This is a genomic window from Chryseobacterium subflavum, assembly GCF_055762745.1.
In genome coordinates, this window is the sequence record NZ_JBVTMR010000002.1 from 665,102 (window position 1) to 678,179 (window position 13,078).

The 13,078-nt window shown below is 37.7% G+C and carries 9 protein-coding genes; all 9 read right to left on the reverse strand.

Features of this window, described 5'->3' with window-relative positions; translation table 11 throughout:
* Nucleotides 1–10: 10 nt before the first annotated feature.
* On the reverse strand, nt 11–991 hold the full coding sequence (locus AC0INN_RS12375) for a cation diffusion facilitator family transporter (RefSeq protein WP_273650443.1): 981 nt from the start codon (nt 989–991) through the stop codon (nt 11–13).
* Nucleotides 992–1,060: 69 nt separating this feature from the next.
* Nucleotides 1,061–2,053 carry an aspartate-semialdehyde dehydrogenase gene (locus tag AC0INN_RS12380; RefSeq protein ID WP_273650444.1) on the reverse strand — a complete coding sequence of 331 codons (993 nt, stop codon included), beginning with the start codon at nt 2,051–2,053 and terminating at the stop codon, nt 1,061–1,063.
* Between the two features lie 30 nt (nt 2,054–2,083).
* Entirely contained in the window at nt 2,084–2,515 is a 432-nt protein-coding gene (locus AC0INN_RS12385; protein ID WP_172282253.1) for a hypothetical protein, read from the reverse strand.
* Between the two features lie 93 nt (nt 2,516–2,608).
* A complete protein-coding gene (locus AC0INN_RS12390) occupies nt 2,609–5,224 on the reverse strand; it encodes a TonB-dependent receptor (RefSeq protein WP_273650445.1) in 2,616 nt (871 codons plus the stop codon).
* Nucleotides 5,225–5,433: 209 nt separating this feature from the next.
* Complete coding sequence (gene nadC / locus AC0INN_RS12395) at nt 5,434–6,294, reverse strand: carboxylating nicotinate-nucleotide diphosphorylase (RefSeq protein WP_273650446.1); 861 nt, start codon at nt 6,292–6,294, stop codon at nt 5,434–5,436.
* Between the two features lie 15 nt (nt 6,295–6,309).
* Nucleotides 6,310–7,881, reverse strand: a complete 1,572-nt coding sequence (gene nadB, locus AC0INN_RS12400) for an L-aspartate oxidase (protein ID WP_306613416.1) — start codon at nt 7,879–7,881, stop codon at nt 6,310–6,312.
* 29 nt (nt 7,882–7,910) lie between these two features.
* A complete protein-coding gene (locus tag AC0INN_RS12405; RefSeq protein ID WP_273650448.1) occupies nt 7,911–8,537 on the reverse strand; it encodes an NAD(P)H-dependent oxidoreductase in 627 nt (208 codons plus the stop codon).
* A gap of 123 nt (nt 8,538–8,660) precedes the next feature.
* Nucleotides 8,661–10,655: a T9SS type B sorting domain-containing protein gene (locus AC0INN_RS12410; RefSeq protein WP_273650449.1), complete on the reverse strand. Its 1,995-nt coding sequence runs from the start codon at nt 10,653–10,655 to the stop codon at nt 8,661–8,663.
* A 115-nt stretch (nt 10,656–10,770) separates the two neighbouring features.
* Nucleotides 10,771–13,032, reverse strand: a complete 2,262-nt coding sequence (locus AC0INN_RS12415) for a T9SS type B sorting domain-containing protein (RefSeq protein WP_273650450.1) — start codon at nt 13,030–13,032, stop codon at nt 10,771–10,773.
* Nucleotides 13,033–13,078 lie beyond the last annotated feature (46 nt).

Genomic DNA, 13,078 nt, shown 5'->3' on the forward strand with positions numbered 1-13,078 from the left:
ATATATCAGTCTATGTTGCAGTATGTTTAACCTCCAGTGTTATATTCTCTGTAGTCCATTCCACTCTTTTTACGAAATCCCTTTCGCGGACTGGGCAATCCATGATCTGGCAGACCGGGCATGAAATCGTTTTGCAGTCATCCATATGAAAATTAAATTCAATGGTACGGTTGATATTTTTTGCCAGGAGGATAATCACATTTTCCATTTCTTTATGGGCGTCACGAAGGCTATAATACCATGGTAGCGTAATATGTGCATCGATATGGAGCGAAGCTCCGAATTGCTGGATTTTCATATTATGTACATCAATCCATTCTGCTTTTCTGTTGTTTTCAAGAACTTGAACAATCTGGATCAGTATCTCGGGATCCTGTTCATCCATAATTCCGCTTAAAGACTTGCGGATGATCTTATATCCTACAAATATAATATAGGCTCCAAATACCAAGGCAACGACAGAATCTAGCCAATAGATCTTTGTAAAGTAAACAACAATTAAACTAAGAACAACTCCAAGAGTGGTAATGGTATCAGATTGGAGGTGTTTTCCTGAAGAGATGAGAACCAATGAGTTATCCGCTTTCCCTTTTTTAATGGAAATATAACCCAGCAGATAATTGACTACTGCAGTGGCAGCAATGATTGCAATTCCCCAGTCCATTTTATTAAGCGTCTTACCGACGATTAAACTATGGGTACCTTCGTAGATGATCATAATACCTGCTATGGCGATTAGCGCTCCCTCTATTCCGGAAGTTACGAATTCAACTTTTCCATGTCCGTAAGGGTGTCCCTCATCTTTAGGTTTTGCGGCTAGATGGAGTGAATAGAGTCCCATAAACGCGCTGATAACGTTCACGACACTTTCCATAGCGTCTGAAAAAACAGCATCGGAATTAGTGAGTTTCCAGGCGATAATTTTACCGATGAACAAAATAACTCCAAAAACGGCAATTAATCTTTGAAAGCCTATCTTATTTTTATTCATATTCTTTAATCTTACTAGTTTGATAAAAAAAAGAATCTCAATTTTGAGACTCTTTTTTATTTTGTTAGTTTAAACTAAGTTTTTTGATACTAGGTATTCTGCAATTTGTACTGCGTTCGTTGCAGCGCCTTTTCTCAGATTATCCGCCACGATCCACAAATTGAGCGTTTTGGGTTGTGACAGATCCCGTCTTATCCTTCCTACAAAGACTTCATCTTTTCCTTCTGAGTCTAGTGGCATCGGATATCGGTTGTTTTTCACATCATCTATTACTATAACTCCCGGGGTTTCAGATAAGATCTTTCTTACTTCATCGAGGTCGAAATCATTTTCAAATTCGATATTCACACTTTCCGAATGTCCGCCCTGAACCGGAACCCTTACTGCCGTTGCCGTTAAATTAAAAGTATCATCCCCTAAGATTTTCTTAGGCTCTTTCATTAATTTAATCTCTTCCTTCGTGTAATCGTCATCACTGAAAACGTCACAGTGTGGTAAAGCATTTTTAAAGATCTGATAAGGATATACCTTTGATACGGAATCATCACCTTTAATTTCAGAATTTAACTGATCTACGGCTGCTTTCCCAGTTCCTGTCACAGACTGATAGGTTGAAACAACCACTCTTTTAAGGTCATATTTCTTATTAAGTGGTCCCAGAACCATAACCAACTGAATGGTAGAGCAGTTCGGGTTAGCAATAATTTTATCTTCGGCCGTTAAAACATTCGAATTGATCTCAGGAACCACCAGTTTTTTGGTAGGATCCATTCTCCACGCAGAAGAATTGTCGATTACAGTAATTCCTGCTTCAGCAAATTTGGGAGCAAATTCCAAAGATGTAGAACCTCCGGCTGAAAAAATAGCAATATCAGGTTTGGCAGCTATAGCGTCATTAATGCTTACAATCGTATACTCTTCCTGTTTATACTTCACCTTCTTACCAATAGATTTTTCCGAAGCTACCGGAATTAATTCTGTGACAGGGAAGTTTCTCTCCTCCAAAACTTTAAGCATAACTTGTCCAACCATTCCTGTTGAACCTACTACAGCTACTTTCATCTTAATGATTACAATGTTTAAGTTAATATATTATGCCCCGAAGACCCTTGTCCACGGGAACGCGAATGCAAATAAGCCAACCGCAATAAGTCCCATGATTACAATTCCTAACGAAATAGTATCATTGGATTTTACTTTTTTATTGATGATCGTCATCAATACGGCTGCAATCAGCATAGAAAATGGATGTTCCACATATTGAAATCTTAGGTCTGCATTTTTCATTACTGCTCCCATATCCAATCCTTTTGTAAAGTTGGTTATCAGCATAATGATTCCAATCAAAAATTGAACGTGGAAGAAGATCATGGTGAAAAGAGTGGTCTTCTTTAAAAATTTGTTCACTTTTCCACTGAAGCCAAACATGGTCCCTAAAAGTGCAATAATAAATAGTGCTACCAAAAGAAGCTCAAGATACCCAAATCCTTTGTGGGCACTAAGTAAAATCTTGTAAAAATCCATATCCTTTTTTTTTCTATTTTTCTAGTAGACAAAGATAACAAAAAATCCCGGCCAAAGCCGGGATTGATATTTATAAAATCTAAATTTATATTATTAGAAGTTGAAAGATAAATTAGCAGACCAAGTTCTTCCGAAACCGAAATAAACTCTGTTCGATGGGTCAAGCCCTTTGTATAAAGTAGCTTGATATGCAGCATATTGCTGAGGCGTTGAGAAATCTCCCTCTCCTTTAGCAAAGATGTTAGTTGCTCCATCTGAAATATAAGTAGTATCTAATAAGTTGTAAACGTTAGCACCTACAGTGAAGTATTGTGACGTGTTATTTAATCTTATTTTATAAGAAAATCCTACATCAAACAGATTAAAATCTGGTAATTTAAGTGATCCTCTTGCCTGGTTTTCAGGTTTGGAGAATGATCCTGGATCAATAGATGAGTAAATTTCACCCACGTATCTCCAAGTACCATAGATACTTAAATCTTTTACAGGTCTTATGGTAGCTCCCAATGAAGCAGTCATCTGAGGAATACTGTTACTGCTACTTCCCCCTACTTTTACACCATCTAGGTAAAGAGTAGTATTGTTAGAAGCGTTTCCAGAAGTTACTACTGGATTGTTGTTATCATCAAATGTAGCCCCACTAGCATTACCTTTATATTTGTAGTCTCCAATAGATAACATTCCTTGGAATTCTAGCATGGGGATTGGCTTATAGGTTGCATCTATTTCAATTCCCATATGTACCTGTGTAATTCCACTGATTTCTGCGTAACCGGTTAATGTTGACGTTCCTGTTGGAGAAGAAGGATCTACTACTTCAAATGTCATTCCTCCTCTTCTGAACCATCTGTCTTTCCACTCAGTTCTGTAAAGGTTAACATTTGCGTTTAATTTAGATGATCTGAATCCATAACCAACTTCAGCTGAGAAGATTTTCTCATTAGTCAAAGTAGGGTTAAGAACCTGAAAGTTACTTGGATATACAGAGTTCATGAAAGGCTGCTTGCTGTAATATCCGATATTAGCAAAAACATTATGGTTATCATTAATATTATAATTTGCCCCCCCTTTAATGTTGTATCCGAAAAGATTCTTGAAACCAGTTTTTGTATTTACTATCTGTCCAGTAACTGCATTAGGTTGTCTGGTTACACCATCTTTTACAAAGTTATCAATTCTTTGATATGCCTGATTTGAAACGGAACCTTGTAAGAATGCTGATAAATTATCCTTAGAATATTCTACTTGAGCGAATCCACTGTACCAAAGTACTTCACCATCATTACTGTAGCCTATTTGATCTCCTATTGGAGCAGTTTTCCCTCCAAACGGATTCCATGAAAGGCTCTTGTAATCATACACTTTATTAACAATGTATGGCGCCACATTTTTGTTTCCGGCTTCTTTATACCCTGCAGCTCCGTAAAGATCTGAAACTACTTGATAATGATAACCATAGTAATATCTGTCGTCTGTACCTACTGAGAAATTCCAGTTATCATTGATTTTATGTTGGAAATTTGCTAAAATCCCATACCAGTTGTGGGAGTTAATACTTGCTCTACGGATTAATGTACTTCCTGCTGGAGTAGCCGGATTATTTAGGTCAACAGCCTGGTTAGCTGCAAAAATAGCATCATAATTGAAATGCCCCATATTGTCATAGTAACCAGTAGCTCCTTTTCCGCCAACTCTACCCAAATCACCAGTTCCACCACCTCTACCATTAGACATATATAGAACAGTACTTAATTTGGATTTTTCATTCATATTCCAATCCCAGTTCAACATCATTACGGGCTTAGCGTAATAATTAGATCTGTTTGCTAAAGCCACTTTATTTCCATTTGCATCGGTATAGTAACCATAATCAGAATTGTATTGTCTGTATGGAGTACCATCTTGGTCCGGATTATATTTTATATAGTTTGCAATAGTAGGAGAGAAGGTTCTCTGATCATGCCACTGTGGAGATGAAGTTATAGTGAATTGGAAGTTATGCTTTTTGTTCGGCTCCCAACCTAATGCGAAATAGTAAGCATAAGCTTCAAAGTCTGTGTTTTCGATATAAGTTCCTCCTGCAGTTCTACTCATTAGAAAAGATGAAGACCATCCTTTATCAAGTTTTCCAGTATTATATGCAAATGATGTTTTTAAGTAGTCATTATTACCAACTCCTAATCTTATCACACCTCCTTTTTTCATGTCCGCAGAACGAGTAATGTAGTTAATAGTTCCCCCTACAGAAGCTATCCCTAATTTAGAAGAACCTAAACCTCTCTGTGCTTGAACAAAACTAGTAACGTCAGCTAAACCTGTCCAGTTAGAGTAGTATACAGTACCTCCTTCCATATCATTTACAGGCATACCGTTTACCATTACTGCGATGTTTCGGGACTCGAAACCTCTCATGGTAATACCTCCGTCACCGTAACCACCTCCGGATTTAGTAGCGTACACTGAAGGTGTAGTGTTTAAAATCTCGGTAAGTTCTTGGTTTCCTAATCTTTCGATAATTTGTGCTGCTTTAATAGTAGATGCAGCAACCGGTGTCTTTCTATCTTTAGCGATATCTGTTACACCTTGTAAAATTACCTCCTCAATGTCTTTAGACCTCTTAATCGTGTCCTGTGTTTCTTGAGCGTAATAAACACTAGCTGTAGACAATGTAATTACTACAGTCAGTATCGATTTGTTGATTAATTTCATAATCGTTAGTAATAGTTAGATTTAAATTTTATGCAAAAGTCGGTATTTAAATTTTAACCAATATTAACCCAATGTTAATTTTTAACGAATATTAAGAATTATTAATTTGTTGATTTATAGTATTTTAGCTTTTTTACTTGTTTTTATGTTAAAAAAATGCATTGCATAATACATAAAAAAGTAATATTATTTTTATTAAAAATACAATGCTATTTCACGGCTTTGAGGCTTAGATCTATGTTTTTAGCCGAGTGTGTAAGGGCTCCTGCAGAAATGTAAGTAACCCCTGTAGAGGCAATATCTTTTAGCTCATCACGGGTAATTCCGCCTGAAGCTTCGGATTCACATTTACCGTTAATCATTTCAACTGCCTGTCTCATTGTTTTGACATCCATATTATCGAGCATGATTCTGTCTACCTTTGCTTTAATAGCTTCTTCAACTTCTTCAAGATTCCTTGTTTCAACCTCTATTTTCAGTTTTTTCTTGTTCTTTTTAATATAATCTTTTGCCATTTTTACCGCATTGGTAATACTGCCATTATAATCAATATGATTATCTTTCAGCATGATCATGTCATAAAGCCCGTATCTGTGGTTGGTTCCGCCTCCTATAGCAACCGCCCATTTTTCACATATCCTGAAATTAGGAGTGGTTTTTCTTGTATCTAATAATTTGGTTTTTGTCCCCACTAATCTTGAATCCCATTCATGTGTAAGAGTTGCTATACCGCTCATCCTTTGCATGCAGTTCAGGATCAGCCTTTCTGTTGAAAGAATTGATTGAGCAGGTCCTGTAACTATGAAGGCAATATCTCCTACTTTGGCTGCCTCACCGTCTTTAATAAAGGTTTCAACTTTTAGGTTTTTATCGAAAGTTGTACAGATAATTTCAGCTAATTCAACTCCTGCAAGGATACAATTTTGCTTAACCAGAAGTTGAGCACTTTGTTTAAGATCTTTTGGAATTGTTGATAAGGTAGAATGATCACCATCCTGGATATCTTCTTCCAGAGCAGATTTTATAAATGTTTTAAGTGCTTTATCTGTTACGTAGTTTGGCTTTTTCATGTTCTTTATACTTGGTTAAGCTAAATCTTTATTATAAAATGCCCCCTTATTTTCAGTCATTTCCATAGATTGGGTAATGATGAGATGAGCAACGGTTGTTAAGTTTCTTAGTTCGGATAATTGAGGGGAAAGAATAGAGTAGCGATAGATTTCATCTACAGCCGCGGCAATTTCATGATGCTTTTGAAGAGCCATTTTTAAACGTCTGTTGCTTCGTACGATACCTACCAGGTCACTCATCATTTCCTGAAGTTGTTTTCTGAGGTAGCTTACGATAACCATTTCATCAATAATTTTCATTCCTTCCTCGTTCCACTCCGGAACAGCTTTTAGATCATCAAAATTAAAGTTGTTATCCTTTAATAGCTCTACGGTCTTCATCGCTGCATTATGCCCAAACACAAGTCCTTCTAGTAAAGAGTTGGAAGCAAGTCTGTTAGCTCCGTGTAAGCCGGAGTTGGTGCATTCGCCCACGGCAAATAAATTTTTGATAGAAGATTGCCCGTCTCTGTCCACTTCAATTCCTCCCATCAGATAATGGCAGGCGGGAACTACAGGAATTAATTGAGTGAAAGGATCAATGGCTTCTTCTTTGCATTTTTTATAAATATTAGGGAAATGGTCTAAAAATTTTTCCTGATTCATTTCCCGGCAATCCAGACCTACATATTCATCTCCGGAAATTTTCATTTCGTTGTCTATAGCTCTTGCTACTATATCTCTGGAGGCAAGTTCCTCACGTTCATCATATTTATGCATGAACTTTTCTCCTCTTTTTGTTCTGAGTTTTGCACCATCACCACGTACTGCCTCTGAAATCAGAAATAACATTCCGTCAATTTTGCTATACAGGGCTGTAGGGTGGAACTGGTAATATTGCATGTTGGAAACATTTCCTTTTGCGCGGGCTACAAATGCAATTCCGTCACCTGTCGCGATAGTGGGATTGGTTGTGTTTTTATAAACATGGCCAGCACCTCCGGTTGCAACGAGTGTTATTTTTGAAGTTATTTTTTTTATGGTTTTGGATTTTTCATCCAAAATATATGCACCATAACAGTGGATGTCTCCTTCATTTAATTCTTTTCCGGGAACATGGTGCTGAGTGATAATGTCAATAACGTAATGGTGATCGAGAATTTCGATGTTTGGACTGTTTTTGACTGTCTGTAAAAGAGCCCTTTCAATCTCAAATCCCGTTATATCCTTATGATGAACAATTCTGTTTTCTGTATGTCCTCCTTCTCTGCCTAATGCAAATTCTCCATTTTTCATGTCGAATTGAGCACCCCATTCTACAATTTCATTAAACCTTGCGGGAGCTTCTTTTACCACCATTTCTACCACATCGCGTTTACTTTCTCCATCTCCGGCACGCATGGTGTCTTCAATGTGTTTTTCGAAATTGTCTTTCTTGAAATCCGTAACGACAGCTAAGCCGCCCTGAGCATATTTTGTATTGCTTTCATCTTCATCAGATTTTGTTACTATTATTATATTGGCATCAGGAAGTTGTTCAGAAACTTTAATTGCATAAGAAAGTCCCGAGATTCCGGAACCAATTATTAATACATCCGCTTTTATCATATGCTTGCTTTAAGACAATGGTCTAATCATTAAATAAATTTAAACAATTTTTCGTTTGGTTTCCGTACTTTTTTCATGTGCTGAAAATGATCCTCTTCAGATCTGTAGCCCATTGCCAGTGTAACCGTTACTTTTTCTGTTTTCGGATCCAGATTTAAAATGTTTTCGATAAGATCTTCGCGAAACCCCTCCATGGGGCAAGTATCTACATTTTCAATAGCGGCAGCATACATTAGGTTGGCTAAGACGATATAGGATTGTTTTTCAGCCCAATTGAAAATTTCGTCGTCCTTTTTTTGAACAATATGCTGGTTAATGCTCTTTTTGAAAGGATCAAGTGTTTCCAGTGGAATATTTCTCACTTCAGAAATGTGGTTAAAATAACCTCTTATATAACTTTCATCAATTGTTTTTTTAGAAACAATTACAATAAGGTGAGAACATGTAGAAATTTGAGATGGATTATAGAAAGCCGGAATAAGCTTTTGTTTCATTTCTTCGCTTTCAACAACTAAGATCTTGTACGGCTGAAGTCCCAAAGAGCTGGCAGACAATTTCCCCGACTCAAGAATGTTATGAAGGGTTTCCTGAGGAATAATCTCTTTGTTGAATTTTTTTACAGAATATCTTCTGCTTAAAGCTTCCAAATAATTCATAAGACAAATTTAAGAATTGAATATGAATAAAATGGAGTTATCAGGAAATATCTGTTTATAAATAATATGAAAAAGGATTGCTTCAAAAAATGAAACAATCCTTTTTTTATGTGAATACGGATATTATTCTCTATTCTTTACCAATATCCATCCGGAATATTTGATAGCGGTATTTTTCTTGTCGTTTTCATTCCATGTTACGGAAAACCAGTAGCTGCCTGTAGAAACTTTTCTGCCAGCTATCGTTCCATCCCATTTGTATTTATTGGATTTATCACCCTGATGGAGTTTCGCCCCGTACCGGTCGAAAATACTGAAAACTAAATTTTGTTTACCGGACAGTGCGGAGTAATCGATAACATCGTTCACTCCGTCGCCGTTTGGAGTGATCACATTGACCAGATTTGGAACGGTAACGGTAATATCTATTGGCTCACAGTCATAGGCGTCTTTTACAAATATATTGGCTTCACCTCGTGGTAAATTAGAAAAGACATTGGAATTTTGCCAGTTGATATTGTCCAACGAGTATTGATAAGGAGGTGTTCCTCCTATTGCATTTACGGTTATGGTATTGCTGGAAATATCAACATTGTTGATGACCGGTTGTTCAGAAGGGTATACGGTTACATTCTGAGTAGCAGTACACTCGCCGGTTTTTAATTTTACCCAGTAAACACCTACTCCCACATCAGTAATGCTCTGGGTTGTTGCTCCGGTACTCCAAAGGTAGGATGCGAAACCCGGACCTGCGTCCAGAGTAGTTTTGTCTTCAATACAGATTATTTTGTCTTTTAAAATCGTCGAAAGAACAGGAGCGATCACCACCAGGGTGACTTTTGCTATCGCATAGCATCCGTTTGAGTTCGTAACTCTGATATATACAACACCATTAGGGGCAATATAATTTGCCGGTGTGGTGATTTCATTGGTTCCGTTCATTGCATCCGTTAGCGATGGATAATATTTTTTAGTTACCCCTAATTGTGTAGTAACCGAAGCGGCCGTCAGGTTGAAAGATGCTGTTGCAGGGCTCGATTCAATAAAACAGGACCTTAGGGTAGCATCATTTACAGTGACAATGGGGGCTACTTTTAAGGCTATTGTTGCATCATTGTTATCGCATAATACCGACGATGGGTCTTTTATAACTACAGAAATATTGGTATCTGTGGTATACTGGAAATTTGTAGGATTTGGAATCGGGGTTCCGCTTCCTGTAATATAGTAAGTAAATGTATAATTGCTAGGAGTTGCTGTAAGTTGAGGATTAAATGTTGTTAAGTCTATATTTGCCATTCCGGCAAGGTCAGGACATATGAATTTTGTTATAGCTGTTTGTAGCAGAGGAATTTTGTCTACATAGACTTTTACGTTTTTTATAGAGTGTCTCGATCTTGCTCCACCTGTAGAAGCTGAAAACCCAAAATAACCTACTGTCATGGCAGCAGCAGCTCCTGAAGGTGCGAAAGATTGATTAACGATTAAGTTTCCGTCAATGGTTATTTTTACGATCCAGTTGGCCGGAGCTGCAGGATCTACTTCTCCGCTTACCTCTACATGTTTGTAGGTTGTACCTTGGAAGGGTTGTGTGGCATTCAGATCAGGAGAGTGAAAAGAGCTTCCGGGAACATTAAAAAACTCAACATTGTTGGTATCTGTAGTATTTGCAACCTGGCCATATGCAACATGTACTTTACTCATTCCGGAGGTTCCGGTTGCATTGTTATATGTGTCAAATCCGGTAATAAAACCGATCGCATTTTGGGATACTCCCAGTCCGGAGCCCAGAATACTTGCAACAGGAGGGTTGGCGAGATACCAAAAGGCAATTCCGTCACCTGTATAAGTCTGATTGGAATCCATTCTGAAATCAAACTCTACTCTCCATTTGTCACAATATTTCAGATTGATGGGTTCGTTTAATCTTATGGAACCTGATCTGTCATTGATATCCGGAGTTAACTGCACAAAATCGGTATTTACAACCGTTGGTGCAACCATTGTCCATCCTGTAGTATTCACAGGGTTTCCTGTTAATTGATAGGTTTGTGAGAAAATCATTACCGGGAAACAGAGCAGAAAAAGGAGAGTATAAAAGGGTATAGTTTTTTTCATTGTTATAAAGGGTATTAGTTTTTTATGGTTTTATAAATCTTCTATTTTTTGGTAAAAAGAATCACTCCGGAAATAGAAGTGATTCTTTATTTTTTTATATGGTTGGTTATTTTTATTAATCTCTGTTTTTTACCAGAATCCAGCCGGAATATTTAATCGCTGTATTCTTTTTATCGTTTTCATTCCATGAAACTGAATACCAGTAGCTGCCCGTAGAGACTTTTCTGCCTGCTATTGTTCCGTCCCATTTATATTTATTGGATTTGTCACCCTGGTGAATCTTAGCTCCATACCGGTCATAAATATTAAAGACAAGGTTTTGTTTGTGAGCTAATGCAGAATAATCTATAACGTCATTTACTCCATCTCCGTTTGGCGTAATCACATTGATTATGTTCGGAACAGTTACGCTAATATCTATAGGCTCACAGTCGTAAGCGTCTTTTACATATATGTGGCTTTCTCCCCTCGGAAGATTAGTGAATACATTAGAATCCTGCCAGTTGATATTGTCTAATGAGTATTGGTATGCTGGTGTTCCGCCAATAACATTGACCGTCATTGTGGTGCCAGATATGTCTACATTAGTAATAACAGGTTGTTCGGAAGGGTGGACAGTCACACTCTGAGTAGTGGTGCATTCACCGGTTTTGAGCTGTACCCAATAGACACCAACACCTACATTTGTGATAGCCTGGGTAGTCGCTCCCGTGCTCCACAGGTAAGAAGCGAAACCTGGGCCGGCATCAAGAGTTGTTTTGTCCTCAATACATATTGTTTTATCTTTTAAAACTGCAGACAGTACAGGTGCTAGTACAACTAATGTAACCTTAGCAACGGAATAACATCCGTTTGCATTATTGGTAACTCTAATATAAGCGACACCGTTAGGGGCGATATAAGCTGCAGGTGTGGTAATTTCATTTGTTCCGTTTAAAGCATCGGTTAATGATGGGTAGTACTTTTTGCTGACGCCAGCTTGTGTCGTTACTGAAGCAGCTGTAAGATTAAATGAAGCTGTTGCCGGACTTGTTTCTATAAAACAGGATCTTAATGTAGCATCATTGACAACCACAACAGGGTTGATGGTGAGTGTAATTTTTGCCACATCTACACAGCCTTGTGGAGTTGTAACTCTTACATATACTGAACCGGCAGGTGATGCATAGGCTGTAGGGTTTACTATTTCGTTAGTTCCCGCATTTAGGTCTGTCAAAGACGGGTAATATTGTTTAGTAACGCCTGGAACAGTAGTAACGGCAGCTGTTGTCAGGTCAAATATTGCGGTTCCTGCATTATTATTGTTGCAGCCTGTTAATGTTACGTCATCCGCAGCAAAAGGAGTAGGATTTAGCTGAATAACCCCATCGCCATTATCACATAAAGTGGAAGAAGGGTCTCTTACTACTACCGTAATTGTTGTGGGTCCGGAATATTGGAAATTTGTAGGATTGGCAATTGGAGTAGAGTTTCCTAAAACATAATAAGTGAAAATATAATTAGCCGGAATATTTACAAATTGCGAATTATATGAGGTTAAATCCACTGTCCCGTTTCCTGTCGCAGGATTAACACAAACAAACGGTGTAACGGTGCTTTGTAAAATGGGAACCTTATCCACAAATATTTTAGCATTTTTTATTGAATGTCTTGCACTGGCTCCCCCTGTGGCTGCTGAAAATCCAAAATATCCTTGAGTCATACCAATTGCTCCTCCTGAGGGGGCAAATGACTGATCCACAATTAAGACTCCGTCAATTCTTACCTTTATAATCCAGCTGGTGGGATTGGCAAGGTCTGTTTCACCATTTACCTCTACATGTTTATAGGTTGAGCCAACAAATGGCTGTGTAGGATTAAGATCCGGGGAATGAAAAGTGCTTCCCGGAGTGTTGTTATATTCAATGTTATTGTTAAGGGAGTTGTTGGTTCCATATAAAATATGAACTTTACTCATTTGTCCTTCTGTAGTATTGTTGAAAATATCAAATCCTACCATTAAGCCCGATGCATTAGCCGGAATTCCAAGGCCGCCTCCTGAAACGAATCCTGTAGGAGGATTAGCTAAATACCAGAAGGTAAATCCATCTCCTCTTCCAAACTGTGCGGTTCCGTTTCCATCAATTCTGAAGTCAAATTCTACTTTCCATTTATCACAATATCTTAAATTAATAGGACTGGCTAATTTTATAGCTCCATATAAGTTTCCCTGATCAGCAGTAAGTTGTATGAAATCAGTATTTACGTTTGCACTTGAAACAAGATCCCATCCCGTAGTATTGACGGGATTTCCTGAAAGTTGATAAGTCTGGGATAGAAGATTTCCGGGTAGATTGGTTAAAAGAACAAAAAGGCAGAAGAGTAAAAGTTTTTTCATTTGGAGTGGGTGAAATAAGGAGTTGTTATTTATTCATTTATTTAAT